At 65.4% G+C, this 20,522-nt stretch carries 18 protein-coding genes and 3 rRNA genes; 12 read left to right on the top strand and 9 right to left on the bottom strand.

Annotation, left to right across the window (positions count from 1 at the left end; translation table 11 throughout):
* Positions 1–463: 463 nt before the first annotated feature.
* The 3 genes from ACV7GQ_RS13880 to ACV7GQ_RS13870 form a co-directional block, all read right to left on the bottom strand.
* Positions 464–661: a hypothetical protein gene (locus tag ACV7GQ_RS13880; RefSeq protein ID WP_470310822.1), complete on the bottom strand. Its 198-nt coding sequence runs from the start codon at positions 659–661 to the stop codon at positions 464–466.
* 208 nt (positions 662–869) lie between these two features.
* Positions 870–1,571, bottom strand: a complete 702-nt coding sequence (locus ACV7GQ_RS13875; protein ID WP_470310821.1) for a hypothetical protein — start codon at positions 1,569–1,571, stop codon at positions 870–872.
* Positions 1,572–1,931: 360 nt separating this feature from the next.
* Positions 1,932–2,615: a hypothetical protein gene (locus ACV7GQ_RS13870; RefSeq protein WP_470310820.1), complete on the bottom strand. Its 684-nt coding sequence runs from the start codon at positions 2,613–2,615 to the stop codon at positions 1,932–1,934.
* A gap of 648 nt (positions 2,616–3,263) precedes the next feature.
* On the opposite strand from ACV7GQ_RS13870, the gene ACV7GQ_RS13865 reads away from it, so the two are divergent.
* From ACV7GQ_RS13865 to ACV7GQ_RS13845, 5 genes are all read left to right on the top strand, one after another.
* Positions 3,264–4,734: ribosomal RNA gene (locus ACV7GQ_RS13865) — 16S ribosomal RNA — on the top strand.
* 377 nt (positions 4,735–5,111) lie between these two features.
* Positions 5,112–8,040: ribosomal RNA gene (locus tag ACV7GQ_RS13860) — 23S ribosomal RNA — on the top strand.
* 129 nt (positions 8,041–8,169) lie between these two features.
* Positions 8,170–8,292 (top strand): 5S ribosomal RNA (gene rrf / locus ACV7GQ_RS13855).
* The 16S, 23S and 5S rRNA genes sit together here, the layout of an rRNA operon.
* 258 nt (positions 8,293–8,550) lie before the next feature.
* A complete protein-coding gene (locus tag ACV7GQ_RS13850; protein WP_470310819.1) occupies positions 8,551–8,775 on the top strand; it encodes a hypothetical protein in 225 nt (74 codons plus the stop codon).
* A 166-nt stretch (positions 8,776–8,941) separates the two neighbouring features.
* Positions 8,942–9,106: a DUF1059 domain-containing protein gene (locus ACV7GQ_RS13845; protein WP_470310818.1), complete on the top strand. Its 165-nt coding sequence runs from the start codon at positions 8,942–8,944 to the stop codon at positions 9,104–9,106.
* 152 nt (positions 9,107–9,258) lie between these two features.
* Here the strand turns inward: ACV7GQ_RS13845 and ACV7GQ_RS13840 are convergent, their stop codons facing one another.
* From ACV7GQ_RS13840 to ACV7GQ_RS13830, 3 genes are all read right to left on the bottom strand, one after another.
* Positions 9,259–9,396, bottom strand: a complete 138-nt coding sequence (locus ACV7GQ_RS13840; protein WP_166968190.1) for a hypothetical protein — start codon at positions 9,394–9,396, stop codon at positions 9,259–9,261.
* A gap of 94 nt (positions 9,397–9,490) precedes the next feature.
* Positions 9,491–9,676: a hypothetical protein gene (locus ACV7GQ_RS13835; protein ID WP_470310817.1), complete on the bottom strand. Its 186-nt coding sequence runs from the start codon at positions 9,674–9,676 to the stop codon at positions 9,491–9,493.
* Positions 9,677–9,685: 9 nt separating this feature from the next.
* Positions 9,686–10,525 (bottom strand): aldo/keto reductase, encoded by an 840-nt coding sequence (locus ACV7GQ_RS13830; protein WP_470310816.1) that lies wholly within the window; start codon positions 10,523–10,525, stop codon positions 9,686–9,688.
* Positions 10,526–10,633: 108 nt separating this feature from the next.
* Between ACV7GQ_RS13830 and ACV7GQ_RS13825 the strand changes: the two genes are divergently transcribed.
* From ACV7GQ_RS13825 to ACV7GQ_RS13810, 4 genes are read left to right on the top strand one after another with little or no spacing between them, the layout of a single operon-like run.
* Complete coding sequence (locus tag ACV7GQ_RS13825) at positions 10,634–11,266, top strand: hypothetical protein (RefSeq protein WP_470310815.1); 633 nt, start codon at positions 10,634–10,636, stop codon at positions 11,264–11,266.
* Position 11,267: 1 nt separating this feature from the next.
* Complete coding sequence (locus ACV7GQ_RS13820) at positions 11,268–11,555, top strand: DUF8156 family protein (RefSeq protein WP_470310814.1); 288 nt, start codon at positions 11,268–11,270, stop codon at positions 11,553–11,555.
* Positions 11,555–13,675: a type B DNA-directed DNA polymerase gene (locus ACV7GQ_RS13815; protein ID WP_470310813.1), complete on the top strand. Its 2,121-nt coding sequence runs from the start codon at positions 11,555–11,557 to the stop codon at positions 13,673–13,675. Before ACV7GQ_RS13820 ends, ACV7GQ_RS13815 begins: the two co-directional genes overlap by 1 nt.
* Positions 13,676–13,735: 60 nt before the next feature.
* Positions 13,736–14,278, top strand: a complete 543-nt coding sequence (locus tag ACV7GQ_RS13810; protein WP_470310812.1) for a hypothetical protein — start codon at positions 13,736–13,738, stop codon at positions 14,276–14,278.
* 63 nt (positions 14,279–14,341) lie between these two features.
* On the opposite strand, the gene ACV7GQ_RS13805 is transcribed toward ACV7GQ_RS13810, so the two are convergent.
* Complete coding sequence (locus ACV7GQ_RS13805) at positions 14,342–14,629, bottom strand: DUF7577 domain-containing protein (protein WP_220617266.1); 288 nt, start codon at positions 14,627–14,629, stop codon at positions 14,342–14,344.
* Between the two features lie 179 nt (positions 14,630–14,808).
* Here ACV7GQ_RS13805 and ACV7GQ_RS13800 point away from each other — a divergent pair, with 179 nt between their 5' ends.
* The 3 genes from ACV7GQ_RS13800 (at position 14,809) to nucS (ending at position 17,447) form a co-directional block, all read left to right on the top strand.
* Complete coding sequence (locus ACV7GQ_RS13800) at positions 14,809–16,206, top strand: PAS domain S-box protein (RefSeq protein ID WP_470310811.1); 1,398 nt, start codon at positions 14,809–14,811, stop codon at positions 16,204–16,206.
* A gap of 68 nt (positions 16,207–16,274) precedes the next feature.
* Positions 16,275–16,709, top strand: a complete 435-nt coding sequence (locus ACV7GQ_RS13795; RefSeq protein WP_470310810.1) for a DUF6735 family protein — start codon at positions 16,275–16,277, stop codon at positions 16,707–16,709.
* 9 nt (positions 16,710–16,718) lie between these two features.
* Positions 16,719–17,447, top strand: a complete 729-nt coding sequence (gene nucS, locus ACV7GQ_RS13790; protein ID WP_470310809.1) for an endonuclease NucS — start codon at positions 16,719–16,721, stop codon at positions 17,445–17,447.
* Here the strand turns inward: nucS and ACV7GQ_RS13785 are convergent.
* Positions 17,444–17,707, bottom strand: a complete 264-nt coding sequence (locus ACV7GQ_RS13785) for a HalOD1 output domain-containing protein (RefSeq protein WP_470310808.1) — start codon at positions 17,705–17,707, stop codon at positions 17,444–17,446. The genes nucS and ACV7GQ_RS13785 overlap by 4 nt on opposite strands.
* 73 nt (positions 17,708–17,780) lie before the next feature.
* A complete protein-coding gene (gene mutS, locus ACV7GQ_RS13780; RefSeq protein ID WP_470310807.1) occupies positions 17,781–20,507 on the bottom strand; it encodes a DNA mismatch repair protein MutS in 2,727 nt (908 codons plus the stop codon).
* Between the last annotated feature and the right edge of the window lie 15 nt (positions 20,508–20,522).

Here is a 20,522-nt window from a genome sequence, read left to right as displayed (position 1 = left end):
TCGGAGAGCGAAGTGATCAATTGGGGTCGTGTTTCCTGTCCATCAGCCAACGTCTCGGCACGCAATCGCGGGCTGCAGCAGTCCCGTGAGCGGGTACTACGGCGCAACTCAGTGTCCCGCTGTCCGCCGACATGAGCAGGATAGAACCAACCGCTGTTGCTGAATCTAGCCTTTGTATCGGCCACGGCGTATCTGGAAGATACTGGACAACCCTTGATTTGTGTGTCGAGACTTAGCCGGTTCCACTACCGACCCACTGCTGGTGCTGAGTCTGCTTTCGAGACTGCCTGACGGCGACAGGATTTATTCGATTCTTTCATGCGGCGTCATGGTATCCCGGCGAGTCCATTCGCGCATTGTCATAGGGTTTCGTCAGTCGTTCGCTGCTGAACACAGAGGCTGTGTGCAGCACTGGCCCTCGTTCCTTTCGGCTATTCTTCTGTACCAACTGCTCAGTGAGTGCTTATCCACCAGACCCGAGGAGGCCCTTACCGCCTCGATAATAGACGACCCAATACGCACCAGACCAACAAACCACGAGAGCCGCGATGCTCACCGGCACCGTTGAAACAACGTCCGGTGGGAGAAAGAGCGAGGCACTACCGGCGATAACGACGAACAGAGCTACGGCGAGGAGTATGAATTTGACCCACTCCTCCATAGCGACACCTACCTCGAATGGCGTATAGGTTTTTTCCAGAGAAGCATCACAGTGGTGACCCCATCCCCCGTACTGGCTGATTCACGACCCCGTCTTTCAGCGGACAACCTCTGACCGATTAGCGCCCTGCATGCAGCACTGCCCTTGCGAACTACTCGGAGTCTGTCAGTACCGACGTGACCGATACAGAGGCGTATTCAGTGGAGTGTTAGCTGACCCGTTCCAAATGGAGCGTTCCAGGGGCGTACAACCCGTCGGCAGTCGTTTTCGCGTCGCCGAATTCGATGGCTCGGGACGGAGAAACGACGTCGCCAAGGTCCGTCCCGTTTAGAACTGCGGTCCCACCAGTGAGCCGCTCCAAGCTGTCGGCGTCAAGTCGGTATCGTCGGCCGGTCTCTGTGCGCCCAGCAATTCTCAATCCGTTCGCATCGACGAGGAGGTTCAGCGACGCGGTGCTGATCGTCGTTCCCAGATTACTTTGCAAAACCGACTGTGGCGTCAGGGCAATGACGGCGTTCAATATGCGTGTGCCGATGGTCTGGCCGGTCGTCACCCGCATCTCGAATGTTGTTCCGTCGGATGCTTCCATCTCCAACTCGGTAGTCCCCGTCTGTCGCTGGTGCCGGATGTCAGCACCGACGGTTCGGTCAAAGTCGTGGTACGTGAGTACCTCTTCGGCGGCCGCCCCGGGGTCAGTGTACAGCACTCGCTCGCCATCCGGTGTGATGATCCACAACTCAGTATACGACGCAAATCGGGTCGGCGAATCCGTGAAATCGAGTAGCCAGACACAGTGACCACTTTCGAAACACACGCCCGGGATGAACCGACCGGGGAACGGCTGGAGGGTCCCGGTACGTTGTGAGGTTGGTTGTTCGTCTGCCGTCGCCCCTGACTCTACGGTGGTCATGTGAGCACCTTGGTAACAAACAACAATAAAAGTACATTTCAGTACTACACAAGCTGTTGACGCGGGGCATAGTGTAGAGGGACGAATTCCTGGCAAAAAGTGGGGCATGCGCGCCCTGTATTCACCAGGAGCCGGTCGGACTACCCGACCGCTGTCGGTAGCGGGGTGACCCGTACAGAGGGCGTGTTCAGCACGAGTCGGCATCCAGACGCGAGTTGACGTTCGAAGTATGCCACTCATCCAGTACAACGGCGCAAATTTGTGTTACGAGGCGCATGGTCGACAGGAACGGAAGCCGACGACGAACCCGAGAACGCAGGGCAGACTGACGGCCCTGTGCCGGCGTAGGTACAGCGGCGCTCACCTGTCGTCGCTCACGAGGTCCCCCTCGTCGTTCCACTCACACCCCTCTCGCTCCGCCGTTGGGCCGTCGGTCATCTGCACGCCGTCCGCGGAAATGACGAGGTCGCCCAGCCCGTGGATGTGGTTGACGCGCCATCCCACCGTCGCCTCCCGGGTCTCCGTACCAGTCGAAATAGTGAGTTCGGCCTGATACCCCCCATATCCGTACGTCCCATCGTCGAGGTCGCTCTCAGTCCCCGAGGGGAGGATGACCGTGTCCTCGAACACCAGCTCGTCTGCACTGGTTATGCGGGTATCGACGGTCAGCTCAGTCTCCATCCTGTTGATAATCGCCGGGAGGCTGGTTCTCTTGGGTCGTACCCTCTCGGTACGGAGGCGTTCGACGCCATCACCACTCGTGGCGGTCATCTCGTAGTACGTCGTCTCACCACCGTGGAGATAGCTGGTGTCGAGGTCGATCACGTCGGGGAGCAACAGCTCGCCATCAGTCTCGTACACCCCATCCGTGATGGCGGTGGTCGCCTCTTCTTCTGCGGGAGTCGGGAGCGACCCCAGTCTCACGAACGTCTGGTCGCATCTCTCGTACCTCCTGCCACTACGTTCGGAGTCGAGCGTGCTCAGACACCCAGCAACGCCGACAGATACACAGCTGGCCGCTGCGAGGAGGGCTCGCCGCTTCATACCCTCGATTCTCGGTGGTGTCTGGAAGTGCTTTCTGGTGACTAAAACGGCGGACGACCTTTCTCGGTCGGGAGTACGAGCGATTGGATGGACTCGAGGCGGTGTTCGCGGAAGCCAGCGCGCTACTGCCGGCCGCGCCTGCCGACGTGCCGACGGTAGCTTCGATCCGCTGTGGCGTCACTTACCTCCCCGACCGTGGGTACGTCCCTCCGGCATCGATTCTCGAACGGGGCAGTGGGACGACAGTGGTGTTCAGGCGTTTAACGGCGGGTCGTGCTGCTACCTGCCGACCCCGTCGTGTTTTATATTGGGCTCTAACTTTCCATCTACGGACCAAAAGCGTGTGAAACCGCCACACGTATGCGCTATGTGGGGTCGGCACAGGGCGTCCGTGAGACGAGTCATTTATGTATACCCCTCCCATCGGATATGATGCGAAGGTCGCCCCGGGTCGCCCCGGGCCGACACGGTCCGTCGCCACCCGGCGACGGGCCACCCAACATGAGGATTCCACCCCTGCGGTCCGCCGTCAAGATGGAATCTGATGTGAGCCCACGGACCCATACAGTAGTCACCATCGACGTAGGAGTCGATGGGTTACGCTTCCGACGGAGTGCAACCACTTCCGCCGCTGACCCATGTCAGCACATTCCGGTTGATCCTGCCGGAGGCCATTGCTATCGGAGTCCGATTTAGCCATGCTAGTCGTGCGAGTTCAGACTCGCGGCGTATAGCTCAGTAACACGTGGCCAAACTACCCTACAGACCGCGATAACCTCGGGAAACTGAGGCCAATAGCGGATATCACTCTCAGACTGGAGTGTCGAGAGTGAGAAACGCCCCGGCGCTGTAGGATGTGGCTGCGGCCGATTAGGTAGATGGTGGGGTAACGGCCCACCATGCCCATAATCGGTACAGGTTGTGACAGCAAGAGCCTGGAGACGGTATCTGAGACAAGATACCGGGCCCTACGGGGCGCAGCAGGCGCGAAACCTTTACACTGCACGCCAGTGCGATAGGGGGACTCCGAGTGCGAGGGCATATAGTCCTCGCTTTTCTGTACCGTAAGGTGGTACAGGAACAAGGACTGGGCAAGACCGGTGCCAGCCGCCGCGGTAATACCGGCAGTCCAAGTGATGGCCGATATTATTGGGCCTAAAGCGTCCGTAGCCTGCTGTGTAAGTCCATTGGGAAATCGGCCAGCTCAACTGGCCGGCGTCCGGTGGAAACTACACAGCTTGGGGCCGAGAGACTCGACGGGTACGTCCGGGGTAGGAGTGAAATCCCGTAATCCTGGACGGACCACCAATGGCGAAAGCACGTCGAGAGACCGGACCCGACGGTGAGGGACGAAAGCCAGGGTCTCGAACCGGATTAGATACCCGGGTAGTCCTGGCTGTAAACAATGCTCGCTAGGTATGTCACGCACCATGAGTGCGTGATGTGCCGTAGTGAAGACGATAAGCGAGCCGCCTGGGAAGTACGTCCGCAAGGATGAAACTTAAAGGAATTGGCGGGGGAGCACCACAACCGGAGGAGCCTGCGGTTTAATTGGACTCAACGCCGGACATCTCACCGGTCCCGACAACAGTAACGACAGTCAGTTTGACGAACTTACTCGAGCTGTTGAGAGGAGGTGCATGGCCGCCGTCAGCTCGTACCGTGAGGCGTCCTGTTAAGTCAGGCAACGAGCGAGACCCGCATCCGTAGTTGCCAGCGATACCCTCGAGGTAGTCGGGTACACTACGGAGACTGCCGCTGCTAAAGCGGAGGAAGGAACGGGCAACGGTAGGTCAGTATGCCCCGAATGGACCGGGCAACACGCGGGCTACAATGGCCACGACAGTGGGATGCCACGCCGAGAGGCGGAGCTAATCTCCAAACGTGGTCGTAGTTCGGATTGCGGGCTGAAACTCGCCCGCATGAAGCTGGATTCGGTAGTAATCGCGTGTCAGAAGCGCGCGGTGAATACGTCCCTGCTCCTTGCACACACCGCCCGTCAAAGCACCCGAGTGGGGTCCGGATGAAGCCAGGATACCCTGGTTGAATCTGGGCTCCGCAAGGGGGCTTAAGTCGTAACAAGGTAGCCGTAGAGGAATCTGCGGCTGGATCACCTCCTACAGCCCGGGATCGAGGCTCTGCCTCGACCCACCTTAACTGACTGGTGACCACAAGTCACCCGCACTGTCAGCGCGTAACCACTGACGACTGTATGGGCCCGCTGGGCTCACAAAGACCCCTCCGAGACGGAGTCTCCCCACGGAGACGCCGGGTGCAACTCCCGGCAGGTCCGTACTTCGTGCCGCGTTCGAAACCGTGCCCCTCAAGTGGGGGCCGGCGCTCGAACACGGTACGACGACAGATGCACCAGCCCGGGTGAAACCGAGGCTGGGAAGGGTCGATTCGCCCACCACCTACCACCTTGGGGGCGAGGATGAAACCGTGTGTACGTGCGATCCAGGCGTCCACTGGACTCGTTCAGTGTAACGAGTCACAACGACGTTGGCTACTATGCCAACTGGTGGATAGCTCGGCTCGAGAGCTGAAGAAGGACGTGCCAAGCTGCGAAAAGCCTGAGGGAGCCGCACGGAGGCGAAGAACTCAGGATTTCCGAATGGGAATCCCCACAGCAATTGCTTCGCGCAATGAGGAACCCCGAGAACTGAAACATCTCAGTATCGGGAGGACAAGAAAACGCAACGTGATGTCGTCAGTAACCGCGAGTGAACGCGATACAGCCCAAACCGAAGGTCTCACGACCAATGTGGTGTTCGGACTGACTCCCATCGCTCGACCGTCGGCATGAAGTCCCTTGGAACAGGGCGTGATACAGGGTGACAACCCCGTAATGACGGCCAGTACGGCGTGCGTCAGTTCCAGAGTAGCGGGGGTTGGATATCCCTCGCGAACGTCGCAGGCATCGACTGCGAAGGCTAAACACTCCTCGAGACCGATAGTGCACAAGTAGTGTGAACGAACGCTGCAAAGTACCCTCAGAAGGGAGGCGAAATAGAGCTTGAACTCAGTTGGCGATGGAGCGATAGGGCATACAAGGTCCCCTGACGAATGACCGACGCGCGAGCGTCCAGTAAGACTCACGGGAAGCCGATGTTCTATCGTACGTTTTGAAAAACGAGCCAGGGAGTGTGTCTACATGGCAAGTCTAACCGGAGCATCCGGGGAGGCACAGGGAAACCGACATGGCCGCAGCCTCACGGCGAGGGCCGCCGTCTTCAAGGGCGGGGAGCCACGTGGACACGACCCGAATCCGGACGATCTACGCATGGACAAGGTGAAGCGTGCCGAAAGGCACGTGGAAGCCTGTTAGAGTTGGTGTCCTACAATACCCTCTCGTGATCTATGTGTAGGGGTGAAAGGCCCATCGAGTCCGGCAACAGCTGGTTCCAACCGAAACATGTCGAAGCATGACCTCCGCCGAGGTAGTTCGTGGGGTAGAGCGACCGATTGGTGTGACCGCCTCCGAGAGGAGTCGGCACACCTGTCAAACTCCAAACCTACGAACGCCGTTCGACGCGGGGATTCCGGTGTGCGGGGTAAGCCTGTGCACCAGGAGGGGAACAACCCAGAGATAGGTTAAGGTCCCCAAGTGTGGATTAAGTGTAATCCTCTGAAGGTGGTCTCGAGCCCTAGACAGCCGGGAGGTGAGCTTAGAAGCAGCTACCCTCTAAGAAAAGCGTAACAGCTTACCGGCCGAGGTTTGAGGCGCCCAAAATGATCGGGACTCAAATCCACCACCGAGACCTATCCGCACCTGTCAAAAGGTGACCGAGTAGGTTGGCGCTCTATTTGGATGGAAGCAGGGGTGAGAACTCCTGTGGACCGAATAGTGACGAAAATCCTGGCCATAGTAGCAGCGATAGTCGGGTGAGAACCCCGACGGCCTAATGGATAAGGGTTCCTCAGCACTGCTGATCAGCTGAGGGTTAGCCGGTCCTAAGTCTCACCGCAACTCGACTGAGACAAAATGGGAAACGGGTTAATATTCCCGTGCCACTATGCAGTGAAAGTCGACGCCCTGGGGTCGATCACGCCGGGTTTTCGCCCGGTCGAACCGTCCAACTCCGTGGAAGCCGTAACGGCAGGAAGCGGACGAACGGCGGGATAGGGAAACGTGATTCAACCTGGGGCCCGTGAAAAGACGAGCATGGTGTCCGTACCGAGAACCGACACAGGTGTCCATGGCGGCGAAAGCCAAGGCCTGTCGGGAGCAACCGACGTTAGGGAATTCGGCAAGTTAGTCCCGTAAGTTCGCGATAAGGGATGCCTGCTCCGGAACGGAGCAGGTCGCAGTGACTCGGATGCTCGGACTGTCTAGTAACAACATAGGTGACCGCAAATCCGCAAGGACTCGTACGGTCACTGAATCCTGCCCAGTGCAGGTATCTGAACACCTCGTACAAGAGGACGAAGGACCTGTCAACGGCGGGGGTAACTATGACCCTCTTAAGGTAGCGTAGTACCTTGCCGCATCAGTAGCGGCTTGCATGAATGGATTAACCAGAGCATCACTGTCCCAACGTTGGGCCCGGTGAACTGTACATTCCAGTGCGGAGTCTGGAGACACCCAGGGGGAAGCGAAGACCCTATGGAGCTTTACTGCAGGCTGTCGCTGAGACGTGGTCGCCGATGTGCAGCATAGGTAGGAGCCGCTACACAGGTACCCGCGCTAGCGGGCCACCGAGGCACTAGTGAAATACTACCCGTCGGTGACTGCGACTCTCACTCCGGGAGGAGGACACCGGTAGCCGGGCAGTTTGACTGGGGCGGTACGCGCTCGAAAAGATATCGAGCGCGCCCTAAGGCTATCTCAGCCGGGACAGAGACCCGGCGAAGAGTGCAAGAGCAAAAGATAGCTTGACAGTGTTCTTCCCAACGAGGAACGCTGACGCGAAAGCGTGGTCTAGCGAACCAATTAGCCTGCTTGATGCGGGCAATTGATGACAGAAAAGCTACCCTAGGGATAACAGAGTCGTCACTCGCAAGAGCACATATCGACCGAGTGGCTTGCTACCTCGATGTCGGTTCCCTCCATCCTGCCCGTGCAGAAGCGGGCAAGGGTGAGGTTGTTCGCCTATTAAAGGAGGTCGTGAGCTGGGTTTAGACCGTCGTGAGACAGGTCGGCTGCTATCTACTGGGTGTGTCATGGTGTCTGACGGGAACGATCGTATAGTACGAGAGGAACTACGATTGGCCGCCACTGGTGTACCGGTTGTCCGAGAGGGCAGTCGCCGGGTAGCCACGCGGCACGGGGTAAGAGCTGAACGCATCTAAGCTCGAAACCCACCTGGAAAAGAGACACCGCCGAAGGTCCCTGTACAAGACAGGGTCGATAGACTCGGGGTGTACGCACTGAGGTAACGAAGTGTTGAGCCCACGAGAACTAACAACCTGAAGCCATCATTCATACGCACTGTGACTCGCTTCACCGACGATTTACTCGTCGACTGGACGAGTCCAGGCGCAAACTGGATCGCACGTACACGTATCGACCCGACCGAGTTGGAGTATCGCGGTTCGACTCCGCGACTCGGCGTTAGGCGGCCATAGCGGCGGGGTTGCCTCCCGTACCCATCCCGAACACGGAAGATAAGCCCGCCAGCGTTCCAGGGAGTACTGGAGTGCGCGAGCCTCTGGGAAAGCTGGTTCGCCGCCACCATTCATACTCATACTTTCATCGAGCCTCGCGGAGAGTCATCTCTCCGCGGGGCTTTTTGCATGTAGAGCGAGCGGCGGCGCTGTCGAGCAGACGGTTCTCGACCGCGCACGACGCACGTAATCCCGTTTCGCTGTGCCAGGTCGCCCGACTCGAGGTTCCCGTACAGCGACAGCAGAACGTCGTGTCTATAGGACCGAACTACCAGATTTCCGGGCTGAGAAAGCCTCATATGGCCGTCGAGCAAAAGCGTGGTAAGGTATGGTACACTGCTCGCACCCGGACTGCTCGTGGCGACCCATCGCGCCCGCGGAGGACGCGGCTTGGGGGCAGTACGCACACCATCTCGTCGCCGAACACTCGACCACGGTGGACGTGGACATTCCTGAGGGGATGGTCCAACTCAAGTTCGAAGAGGACGAGGGCTGGATTACCGTCCCGGTCGAAGAGGCACGGGCGCTACAGGAAGAACGTCACAGTGGCTGATATCGGTCGGTTACGTGCCGCGGGCGGCGACCGCCCTTCGTCGTCTCGACCACCGGTCGGAGGAACGGACAAGACGACCTTTCTCGACGGCGGCGTCAACACCGGTCAGCTAGCGACTTCGTAACCAAATGGGTCGCTGCGCTCTCTCTTATCGAGGTACGAAACGATGGCAAAAGAGATAGTCTGTCGAGATTCGGGATACGACTGTGACTTCGTGATTCGCTCCGAGAACGAGGACGAGCTCATCGAGTTCGTTCAGACACACGCGAAAGAGACGCACGACACGGAGATGTCTGCGGCGGACATCAGGGGCGCCTGGACGACTGTCTGAGTCGACGGCATAACCACCCATCGCTCGGGCAGTTTTATTCGCGGTCTGTCTGGTAGCGGTTATCCACCAACGGGTTGCGTCGCGGTCTGGATTCGGGTCACTGGACAGCAGCCGCTCACCACACGGGCGACAGAGGAATCGTCACGGGCGTCTTATCGTCGGTCTGATTCGGGGTTGTGCTTGCGGCGGTAGGTACCGACCATCTTCCAGAGGGTGTCGTCGATTGTTTCGCCGTCGGCTTCGTCCTCGAGTTGCCGGTACAGGTTCTCCGAGACTTCGATGCGAGGCATCGAGTGTGTATAGCGACCGGGAGTAAATAAATTCTCGCTGACACGGATTCGAGTAAAAGCTTCACGTCCTGCGATTTCGCGTGATGGTTGAGTGTCACTCACCGTAGAGCCAGCGCGCGCCGAAGGCGACGAACCACGCCATCCAGATACAGAAGACGAGGAGCCACGCGCCGTACTGGACCGTCGCGTCGGGGACGACAACGTACGCGACGACGAGGAGGGCGGCGACGCTGGCGGCGGCCGCGGCGTCCCAGCGACCGGGCGCGGGGGGCGTCACCATCGACCCGGCTCACCGCGAGATGCCGTAGGTGTCGCCCGACCAGTCACGGGCGGGATAGTCGTACACCGGTTGGTGGTGGTCGATGTCGTCGATGCGCCGGCGGTCCTCGTCGGCGAGCTCCCAGTCGAACAGGTCGCGGTTCGCGCGGACGTGCTCGGCCGAGGTGGACTTCGGGAGCGGGACGACGCCGTTCTCGACGGCCCACTTGAGGACGATCTGCGCCGGCGGCCGGTCGTAGGCGTCGGCGATGGCCCGTACCGTCGGGTCGTCGAACACCTCCGTCCGGCCGAGGGGTGCCGCGGCTTCGACGACGGTGTCGGTCTCCCGGCAGTACTCGACGACGTCGTCCTGGGTGTTCCACGGGTGGTACTCGATCTGGTTGACGGCGATGGGCACGTCGCTGACGTGGTGGGCGGCGCTGAGCTGGTAGGCGCTGAAGTTCGAGACGCCGACGTTCCGCACCTTCCCCTGGTCGTGGAGCGTGGCCATCGCGTCCAGCGTCTCCCGGAGCGAGATGGCCGGGTTGGGCCAGTGGACCAGGTACAGGTCCAGGTACTCGGTCCCGAGGCGCTCCAGCGACGCCTCGCAGGACGCGATGACGGACTCGTAGTCCAGGTGTTTCGGCAGGACCTTCGAGGTGAGGAACACGTCCTCGCGGTCGTAGTCCGTGAGTGCCTCGCCGATAGCGGCCTCGTTGTGGTACCCCTCGGCGGTGTCGATGTGGGCGTACCCGGCGTCTAACCCCGCTCGAACCGAGTCGCCGACGGTGTCGGAGTCGAGGTTCCACGTGCCGACGCCGACCATCGGGAGTTCGTCGCCACTGGGGAGTGTCGTCGTTGGGACTGACATGGTCGGTCGGAGGCCCCCCGCCGGCAAAACCGTTTGGACCACTTCCAGTTCCACTCCGCACCCGAGGCTCGACTTTAGGCCCGACCACCCGCAATGGTGTGGCGTGCCATGCAGACGCCACCGCTCGAACCCGGACTCGTCTACGTCGACCAGCCGGACGGCCGAGGGGCCGTCGCCCGCCTCGTCCGGTCGACCGAGGCGGCGGAGACGCTGTGGGTGGACGCCGGGGGCGCGGCCTCGACGTACGCCCTGACGGCCGACGGCGACCGAGGCGCGCTCCGCGGCGTCCGCGTCGCTCGCGCGTTCACGGCCCACCAGCACCACGCGCTCGTCCGCCGTGCCGTCGACGCCGCCTCGGGCCGCACGGACCTCGTCGTCGCGCCGAACGTCCCGGCGCTGTACGAGGGGGCCGACGGGCCCGAGAGCGAGTACGACCGGCTCTACGGCGCGACCTGCGAACTGCTGGCGACGCTCGCGGACGCACTCGACGTTCCGGTCCTCGTCTCCGCACCGACGGCGACCGACGCGCACCGCGAGTCGCTCCGCGACCGGGCCGACACGGAGCTGACCTGCCGGGACACGCCGCTGGGCTACGCCGTCGACGCCCCGGGACACACGCCGCCGGGCTACTGGCGGGACGGCTGGTGGCAGACGACCATCCCGTACTGGGTCGACGTCTGCGGCGCCGTCGGCGACCCAGGCCCGACGACGGCGGACCCGGTCGAACTGGTGGTGGGCTGAGATGGGGCGGACGAACCCCACCTACCGCGACTTCCTCGCCGACTACGAGGGTCGCTGGCGGGACTACCGCCGGGCGTTGCGACACGAGGCGGCCGACGACTTCGAGCGCCTGTTCGAGCGCGCTCGCCGACACGCCGACGCCGCGGGGTACGCCAACGACCCGGACCGGGAGACGCTCGTCCTCGTGTCGATGCTCCTCGCCCACGAGACGGAGCTCCGGCGCTTGCGCGAGCGCGTGGCCGAACTGGAGGGCGAGGCCGAGGGCGACACCGACGGAGGGCCCCGCTGATGGCGTTCGCCGTCGCGGTGACCGACGAGTGCGTCCGCGTCTGGTCACGGGCGGACGGGGAACGGGCGACCGTCCGCGAGGACCGCCGGTACGCGCCGTCGCTGTACGCCGCCGCGCCCGGGGACGTCCTGACGACGCTCCGGGAGCGACTGGCCGTCGACCCGAAGGTGGCCGACACGGGGTTCGAGCGCCGGTTCACGTCGCTCCGGGCGGACGACAGGGACCGGGTCCTGCGGGTGGACTGCGAGCGGCCCGGCGAACTCCGGACGCTCGCCCGTGAGATACGCTGTGTCCACGAACCCGACCGGTGGGCGCCGGGGACCGTCAGGCTGTACGACGTCGACCTCGACCCGACGGCGCGCTACTGTCTCACGACGGGGACGAGTCCGGTGCCCGAAGCGGACCTGCGCTCGCTCTCGCTCTCGCTCCCGACCGCGGCGCTGGCCGACGGCGACCTGACCGAACTGCGCTGTGACGGCCGGCGGCTGGTCGAGACGCGGCGCGCCGACGACGGCGCTGTCCTGCGCGCGCTCGCTCGCCGACTGGCCGCGCGCGACCCCGACGTGCTGGTGCTGTCGAGCGCCGACCTCGTGCCGCTGCTCCACGACCGGGCCGACGCCCTCGGCGTCGACTGCCACCTCGGCCGCGAGCCGGGCCACCGTCGGCTCGCCGGCGCGAACACCTACCAGAGCTACGGTCGCGTCGGCCACTCGCCGGCGCGCTACGCCGTCCCGGGGCGGGCCATCGTCGACCGGTCGAACAGCTTCCTCTGGGGCGAGGCCGGCCTCCCGGGCCTGCTGGACCTCGTCGAGCGGTCGTGGCTCCCCCTGCAGGCGCTCTCCCGGTCCTCTATCGGGACGGTGTTCACGGCCATCCAGATACGCGAGGCGCGGTCCCGGGACGTGCTGGTCCCGTGGCGTGCCCGCGAACCGGAGGCGTTCAAGCCCGCCCGCACGCTCCACGACGCCGACCGGGGCGGGTTCACGTTCGAACCCGACGTGGGATTCCACGAGGACGTCGTCGAGGTCGACTTCGCCTCGCTGTACCCGCGCATCATGTGTGAGTACAACCTCAGCCCCGAGACGGTCCGCTGTGACTGCCACGACGGCGACGACGTGCCGGGACTGGACTACAGCGTCTGTGACGACCCCGGCTTCGTCCCGAGCGTACTGAAGCCAATCCTCGACGACCGGGCCGACCTCAAGTCGGCCCTCGCCGACGCCGACGGCGAGGCCCAGGAGCGACTGGCCGCACGCTCGGACGCGCTGAAATGGATTCTGGTAACCTGCTTCGGCTATCAGGGGTACCGCAACAGCAAGTTCGGCCGCATCGAGTGTCACGAGGCCATCAACGCCTACGCCCGCGAGATACTGCTGGACGCGAAACGGCGCCTCGAAGCGGGCGGCTGGCGCGTGCTCCACGGCATCGTCGACAGCCTCTGGATCACGCCCCGCGTCGCCGACCCGACGCCCGTCGCCGACCTCACGGCCGCCATCAGCGAGGCCGTGGGCATCCCGCTGGAGCACGAGGACGACTTCGCGTGGGCCGCGTTCGTCCCCCAGCAGACCGGGCGCGGCGGGTCGCTCACCAGCTACGTCGGGAAGGTGGCCGACGACGACGCGTTCAAGATTCGCGGGCTCGCGGCCCGGCGGCGCTCGACCTGCGAGTTCGTCGCGTCGGCCCAGCGCGACCTCCTGCGGTCGCTGGACCGGCACCGCGACCCCGCCGCCGTCTGTGACCGCCTCGGTCGTCACCTGGCCAGACTGGAGCGGGGCGCCGTCGACCCCGCGGACCTCGTCGTTCGGACGCGCGTCTCGAAGCCCCTCTCGGGGTACGACCGGCGGTCGCGCACCGTCGCCGCGCTGGAGCGCTACCGGGACCACGGTATCGAGCGCCGCCCGGGACAGGACGTCCGCTACGTGGTCGTCGACGACGGGACGGAGTCGCGCGACCGCGTCCGCCTCGACTTCGAGGCTCCCACCGGGTACGACGCCGACTGCTACCGGGCGCGTCTCGTCCGGGCGGCCGCCGAGGTGGTGTCGCCGCTCGGGTGGGACCGCGAGCGGGTGCGTCGACACCTCCGGGACACCACCGAGACGACGCTGTCGGCGTTCGACTGACGCTCAAACCGCGGTTGTAGCCACCGCCGCCGCTTAGGGCAGTGCACACGACGTTCGCGTATGGACCGACGATACGCCCTCGCCGGCCTGTTGACCCTCGTCGCCGTCAGCGGCGCGGCCACCGTCGCGGTCGGTTCGACGACGCCGTTGCAGTTCGGCGGCGAGGACCCGGCCTTCGAGGAGACGTCACTCCACACGTTCGAGCAGATAGACACCCGCTGTGCGGACGCGCGGACCGGTCCCGACGCCACGGTCAGCAGACCGGTCCCCGGCGGCCGACGGGTCCACATCAACCGGACCATCGCCGTCGACGCCCACGACACGACGCTCTCGGCCTCGCTGGACCGGTTCGGGCCGGGGCGGTACGTCCTCGACGTCGCCCGCGACCCGGGCGCGGCGAGCGCGAACTGCGACCTCTCGGTGCGGTACAACGCGACGCTGAACGTCTCGACGCCCGAGGACTTCACGCTCGTCGTCACGCACGACGACCGGCTCGTCGGGACGTACTTCAGCGACGCGAACGCCTCCGGCGGGTCGGCGAGCGCGGGGGCAGGTGGGAGCGCGGGCGGGTCGGCCGCCGCCACGAGCGACCGCGAGAGCTGACCGCGGACTCCGGTCTCGGCGCTCGTCGCTGCGGAGAGAACCGTCTCGGGTCGAAGACGCCTGTCAGTAGGGTTGGCTGTGTTCGACGGACTGGCGCTGTGGCGCGCCGCTGGAGAGGTCGGCGACGCACTCCCGACAGAACTGGTACCCACGCTCGTTGGTGGCCCCGCAGTGGGCACAGTCGATGGTCTCGGTCGCGTCGTCGCTGGGGGCCCGCGGCGTCATCTCGGGGTCGGACTGCGTGGCGCCGGAGGCGGGGTCGCTCTGCCGCCGGTAGGCGTACAGCATCGTCAGTACGTGTAGACCGACGAGCAGGGCGATGGCGCCGTACAGCCATTCGCTCCCCATCATACGTGATTATACGGTGACGCTATACTTGAGGGTTGTGCATGGTTCACATGGCCGCCGTACCGGACCCCTGCGGCGACCGTACACCGGTCGCCACGGGTCGACCGCCGCCGAGGCAGGCTCTCCGGACCTGTCACTGAGTCTGTCTAATAGTTTATGCCACCAGGGTTTAGACAAGCAGTATGGGGTTCGCCGAGGAGCTCTCTCTCCTCCTCGACCACACGCGGGACAAGATCGTCGTGGTCGACGCCGACGGAGAGTACCAGTTCGTCAACGACGCAGCGGAGCGCATCCTCGGGTACGAACCGGACACGCTGGTCGGGACGAACGCCTTCGACTACATCCATCCCGACGACCTCGACACCGTCAGGGCGACCTTCGAGCGCGTCGTCGACGCCGACAGCGAGCAGAGCGACACGGTCACCTACCGCCACGCCGCCAGCGACGACTCGTGGGTCTGGCTGGAGAGCCGGTTCTCGAACCACACCGACGCCGCTCTCGGCGGCTACGTCGTCACGTCACGGGACGTGACGCCGCGCATCGAGGCCCGGCAGGAGCGCGAACAGACCGAGGCGCACCTGCTCGAACTGGCCCGCACCGTCAGCGACGTGCTGTGGCTGTTCGACGGCGACTGGGAGGAGTTGCTGTTCGTCAACGGCGCCTTCGAGGAGATATACGGCATGTCACCCGAGGCGCTCCAGGACGACCCCCAGACGTTCATCGACGCCATCCACCCCGAGGACGTGCCGGACGTGAAGGCCGCGATGGCCCGGCTCTCGGCCGGCGAACCGGCCGACATCGAGTACCGCGTGAACCCGGAGCGCGATTACAGCGTCTGGGTCTGGGTGCGGGGGAACCCGGTTATCGAAGACGGCGAGGTGGTCCGCATCGCGGGGTTCACGCGCGACGTCACGGACCGGCGCCGCCGCGAGCGACACCTCGTCGTGATGGAGAACGTCCTGCGGCACAACCTCCGCAACGACATGACGACCCTGCTCGGCAACTTAGACGTCATCGCCGACGAGACCGGCGACGCCGTCGAGCCACGCGTCGAGACGATAGAACGGGTCGTGACGGACCTGCTCGACAGCGCCGACAAGCAGCGCGAGATAATCTCGCTGCTGACCGACGCGGGCGTCCCACAGGCGTTCGACCTCGTGGCCGCCGTCGACGAAGTGATGCGGGACGTGCGGGCCACCGCCCCGGAGGCGACCATCGAGACGACCGCGCCCGACCGGGCCGACGTGGTCGCACTCCCGCGGGTTCGCCTCGCCGTCGAGGAACTCCTCGAGAACGCCATCGAACACTCCGAGGCCGGCGACCCGAACGTCTCGCTCGCGATCCGGACGCTCGACGAGTGGGTCGAACTGTCCGTCCGGGACGGGTGCTCCCCGATTCCCGACGAGGAGGTCGAGGTGCTGACCGGCGACCACGAGATGGACGACGTCTACCACACGACCGGCCTGGGGCTCTGGCTGGTGTACTGGGTGGTCGACCTCTCCGGGGGGTCCATCGAGTTCGCCGACGAGGAGGGGGCGGGCAACACCGTCACGGTGTTGCTCCCGCGGGCCGACGCGTAGCGCGAGCGTTCAAGTAGGGGGAGGCGACCACCGACCGGTATGTCCGCGCTGGAGGCCAGTGGCCGCTGATGGGTCGCCGGACCCTCGTCCTCGTCGCCCGCGGGGACGGCCGCTTCGACTGCCGGGTCGCACACTGGGGCGTCGACGCCGACCCGGTCGCGCAGTCGCGCCCGCTCGGGAGCGGGTGGTCGGCCGCCACAGTCCGGGACCGACTCGACGCGACGGTCGAACAGGTCGTCGTCCGTGACGGGTCGGTCCGGCGGTACTGTGTCTGTTGGCTGGACCCGACGCTCGACGACCCCGGTGACGTCGCCCTCGCACGCACCGACGAGCCGGCGGCGCTGCGGGCGTGGTGGGTCGAGGAGAAGTCGCGCGGCTGTGAGGCGGTCGCCCGGGGCGTCGACGCCGAGACGGTCCGGCACGGGCTGCTGGCCGCGCTCCGCGACCGGGCCGACGCGGTCCACCTGCCCGACGACGCGCCCTTTTTACGCGGCGACCGCTAACCGCCGGCCGTGACCGCCGACAGCGCCGTCGAGACGCTCAGTTACCCCGCCCCCGACGTCGCCCGCGACCTCGTCGAACGGGCGATAGCCCGTGGGGCGATGGTGACGTTGTTCGGCCCCTGCACCGTCGAGTACGAGGGGCGAGCGGCCAGTTCGCTCGGCCCCGGGGACCGCCACGTGACGTTGAAACCCGACGGGGCCGCGCTGGTCCACACCGACGAGGGCCAGCAACCGGTCAACTGGCAACCGCCGGGGTGTGACCACAGCGTCGCCGTCGCCGACGGCGCACTCGTGGTCCGGTCCGAGCGGACGACGCCCGAGGAGGAACTGGAGATCGTCTTCGAGACGGTGGCCCACGCCGCGGCCTTCGACGTGAGCGACCCCGAGGAACTGGCCGTCACGGGGACCGAGGCGGACCTGAAAGAGCGGGTGTTGGACGCGCCGGACCTCGTCGAGTCGGGGTTCACGCCGCTGGCGACCGAACGGGAGACGCCCGCCGGCGCCGTCGACGTCTACGGCGAGGACGCGGCCGGCCGGACCGTCGTCGTGGAGCTGAAGCGCCGCCGCGTCGGCCCCGACGCGGTCGGGCAACTGGACCGGTACGTCGAGGCGCTCCGGCGGGACCTCCACGCCGACACCGAGGTCCGGGGCATCCTCGTCGCGCCGTCGGTGACCGACCGCGCACGACAGTTGCTGGCCGAGAAGGGACTGGAGTTCGTCTCGCTGGAACCGCCCTAGTAGACGGCGACGTCGCCGGCCGACGAGATGACGACGGTGTGCCCGTAGTAAGTGAAGGAGACGTGGCCGACCGTCTCGGCACCGAACAGCGCCGCTAACGCGTCGGGGTCGACGGCCGTCGTCAGCGGGGGCAACGCCTCGACGGGGTCGTCTTCGACCGCCGCGACCGCTCGGACGACGGTCTCGGCGACCGAGTCCGTCTGGTCGACCGTCGTCGAGAGGTCCGGCGTGGTCGCCGCGGCGTCTGGTGTCGTGTGCATACCTGCCACTAGGTAGAGTGAAATAAAACGTGTCTACCTAACTGGTTAGTATTCGGTAAACTCTCCTCAGGCATCACTCTCGCTCGGCGCGGTCCTTGAGCTCTGCGAGCAGGGTCAGTGCCTCGACCGGCGTCGTCGTCGCGACGTCGATTTCGCGGAGGGTCCGCTCGAGGTCGGCGGCCGTCGTCTCCCGGACCACCTCGGCCGTTTCCCCCCGTCCTCCCTCGTCTGTCGCTCCGTGGCCGTTGGCCGAGAGGGCGGCCCCGGTCGGGGCGGCGTCCGCCGACGTGTCGTCGGGTTCGTCGGCCGCGAGGACGGTCCGCGACCGCTCGACGACCCGCTCGGGGACGCCGGCCATCTCGGCGACCTCGACGCCGTAGGAGGCCGCCGCCGCGCCGGGCGCGAGTTCGTGGTCGAACACCACGTCGCCGTCCTCCCGACTCGTCTCGAAGTGGCGGTTCGCGACGCCGGCGAGGTCGCCGGCCGCCTCTGTCAGGTCGTGGTGGTGGGTCGCGAAGAGGGTGTAGGCGCCCACCTCGTCGTGGAGGTACTCGGTGACGGCGCGGGCGATGGCCAGGCCGTCGGCCGTCGAGGTGCCACGCCCGACCTCGTCCAGCAGCACCAGCGAGTCCGCCGTCGCCTCCTGCAGGATGGTCGCCAGTTCGGTCATCTCTATCATGAACGTCGACCGGCCCCCGGCGATATCGTCGCTGGCGCCGACGCGGGTGAACACGCGGTCGAGCACCGGGAGGTCGGCCGACGACGCGGGGACGAAACTGCCCGCCTGTGCCAGCAGACAGACGAGCGCGACCTGTCGCATGTAGGTGGACTTCCCGCTCATGTTGGGGCCGGTGAGGACGGCGAAGAAGGGGTCGGTTTCGTCTGCACTGCGGTCCCCGACGGGACCGCTCCCGAGGTGGGTGTCGTTGGGGACGAACGCGTCCTCCGTTCGCTCGACGACGGGGTGGCGACCCCGCTCGACGTCGATGCCGTCGCCGCCGACGGTCGGCCGGCAGTAGTCGTGGCGGGCGGCCACCTCGGCGAAGGCGACGAGGACGTCCAGTCGGGCGAGGCGGTCGGCCAGCGCCTGCACGCGCTCGGCCTCGTCGGCGACGGCGTCCCGGACCCGACAGAACAGCTCGTACTCCAGGTCGTCGGCCTCGCTCTCGGCGCGCAGAATCTCCTCCTCGCGCTCCTTCAGTTCGGGGGTGTAGAACCGCTCGCTATTTTTGAGGGTCTGGCGGCGCTGGTAGTCGTCGGGCACCGACTCGAGGTTGGCGTTGGTCACCTCGATGTAGTAGCCGTGGACCGAGTTGTGGCCGACCTTCAGCGAGTCGATGCCGGTCCGCTCCCGTTCGTCGGCCTCGAGGCTGTCTATCCACTCCTTGCCCGACCGCTCCGTCGAGCGCAGGGCGTCGAGTTCGTCGTCGTACCCCTCGCGGACGACGCCGCCCTCCGTGACCGCCTGCGGCGGGTCCGGGCGAATCGCGGCCGTTATCTCCTCCCGGGTCTCCGTCAGCGGGTCCAGCGTCGCGTGGAGGTCCGCCAGCAGGCGGGCGTCGGCGTCGTTGAGGGCGTCGCGCACGTCCGGCACCACCGACAGCGTCGCCGCCAGCGAGCGCAGGTCCCGCGCGTTCGCCCGACCCCGCGAGACCCGGGAGATGAGCCGCTCGAGGTCGTAGACGTCCGCCAGCAGGTCGTGCAGGCGCTCGCGGGTCGCGGGGTCCCGCTGAAGTTCTGCGACGGCCTCGTGGCGCGCGTCGATGCGGTCGGTGTCCAGCAGCGGTCGGCGGAGCCAGTCGGTCAACTCGCGCCGACCCAGCGCGCAGGCCGTCTCGTCCAGCGTGTCCACGAGGGTGCGGTTCTCGTGGCCCCGCACGGAGCGGCGCTCGAACAGCTCGAGGCTCTCGACGGCCACCGCGTCCAGCAGCATGTACTCGCGGGGGTCGTACCGCGTGAGGTGGTTGAGGTAGTCCAGCGTCCGCTCGGGGTCCACGTCGGGGTCGACCGGTTCGCCGTCCGGTCCCACGGCACCCGCACTCCCGCGGGTGTACTCCGCGTACGACAGCAGGGCGCCACAGGCGCGTCGCTCGGCGTCGCCGGCCAGCAACCGCTCGGGCGGCCCGAAGTACCGCTTGATGCGCTCCTCGGCCCGCTCGCGCCCGAAGGCGGCGGCGTCGTACGCGGTGACGAGACAGGCCGGGCCGAACACCGCGTCCTCGTCCACGTCGACGTCGGGACCGACGATGGCCTCGGCGGGGCCGAACCGGCTCAGCTCGTCGGCGACGGCCGTCTCGCTGGCGACGCTCGTGGCGTAGCAGTCGCCGGTCGAGACGTCCACGAGCGCGAGGCCGTACCCGTCGCCGGCGGCCAGCGCCGCGACGTAGTTGTTGTCGGCCCCGCCCAGCAGTTCCGACTCGGTCAGCGTCCCCGGCGTGACGACCCGGGTGACCGCGCGCTCGACGACGCCGCTGACCTCGTCCGGGTCCTCGACCTGGTCGGCGATGGCGACACGGTAGCCGGCGTCCAGCAGCGTCTCGACGTAGGACTCGGCGTTGTCGATGGGGATGCCCGCCATCGGGTACTCGCCGGTGGAGTCGGTCCGCTGGGTCAGCGTTATCTCACAGAGCCGTGCGACCCGCTCGGCGGCGGCACAGAAGGCCTCGTAGAAGTCCCCGACCTGGAAGAGGACGAGCGCGTCGTCGTACTGCTCGCAGAGCTCGTAGTACTGCGCCATCATCGGCGTCAGGTCGTCGTCCAGCTCGGCCATCTGTTCGGGCGGGCCAAGCGCAGCGTCCATGCCCTCACACCGGAC

The organism is Haloarcula sp. MBLA0163, assembly GCF_055632435.1.
The sequence above is the reverse complement of the archived record's forward strand: the minus strand, read 5'-3'. Positions and strand labels throughout refer to the sequence as shown.

Coding starts and splice junctions, on each gene's coding strand:
- ACV7GQ_RS13880 (WP_470310822.1), bottom strand. CDS start 661: ATGGAGGAGTGGGTCAAATTCATACTCCTCGCCGTAGCTCTGTTCGTC.
- ACV7GQ_RS13875 (WP_470310821.1), bottom strand. CDS start 1,571: ATGACCACCGTAGAGTCAGGGGCGACGGCAGACGAACAACCAACCTCA.
- ACV7GQ_RS13870 (WP_470310820.1), bottom strand. CDS start 2,615: ATGAAGCGGCGAGCCCTCCTCGCAGCGGCCAGCTGTGTATCTGTCGGC.
- ACV7GQ_RS13850 (WP_470310819.1), top strand. CDS start 8,551: ATGGTACACTGCTCGCACCCGGACTGCTCGTGGCGACCCATCGCGCCC.
- ACV7GQ_RS13845 (WP_470310818.1), top strand. CDS start 8,942: ATGGCAAAAGAGATAGTCTGTCGAGATTCGGGATACGACTGTGACTTC.
- ACV7GQ_RS13840 (WP_166968190.1), bottom strand. CDS start 9,396: ATGCCTCGCATCGAAGTCTCGGAGAACCTGTACCGGCAACTCGAGGAC.
- ACV7GQ_RS13835 (WP_470310817.1), bottom strand. CDS start 9,676: ATGGTGACGCCCCCCGCGCCCGGTCGCTGGGACGCCGCGGCCGCCGCC.
- ACV7GQ_RS13830 (WP_470310816.1), bottom strand. CDS start 10,525: ATGTCAGTCCCAACGACGACACTCCCCAGTGGCGACGAACTCCCGATG.
- ACV7GQ_RS13825 (WP_470310815.1), top strand. CDS start 10,634: ATGCAGACGCCACCGCTCGAACCCGGACTCGTCTACGTCGACCAGCCG.
- ACV7GQ_RS13820 (WP_470310814.1), top strand. CDS start 11,268: ATGGGGCGGACGAACCCCACCTACCGCGACTTCCTCGCCGACTACGAG.
- ACV7GQ_RS13815 (WP_470310813.1), top strand. CDS start 11,555: ATGGCGTTCGCCGTCGCGGTGACCGACGAGTGCGTCCGCGTCTGGTCA.
- ACV7GQ_RS13810 (WP_470310812.1), top strand. CDS start 13,736: ATGGACCGACGATACGCCCTCGCCGGCCTGTTGACCCTCGTCGCCGTC.
- ACV7GQ_RS13805 (WP_220617266.1), bottom strand. CDS start 14,629: ATGATGGGGAGCGAATGGCTGTACGGCGCCATCGCCCTGCTCGTCGGT.
- ACV7GQ_RS13800 (WP_470310811.1), top strand. CDS start 14,809: ATGGGGTTCGCCGAGGAGCTCTCTCTCCTCCTCGACCACACGCGGGAC.
- ACV7GQ_RS13795 (WP_470310810.1), top strand. CDS start 16,275: ATGGGTCGCCGGACCCTCGTCCTCGTCGCCCGCGGGGACGGCCGCTTC.
- ACV7GQ_RS13785 (WP_470310808.1), bottom strand. CDS start 17,707: ATGCACACGACACCAGACGCCGCGGCGACCACGCCGGACCTCTCGACG.
- mutS (WP_470310807.1), bottom strand. CDS start 20,507: ATGGACGCTGCGCTTGGCCCGCCCGAACAGATGGCCGAGCTGGACGAC.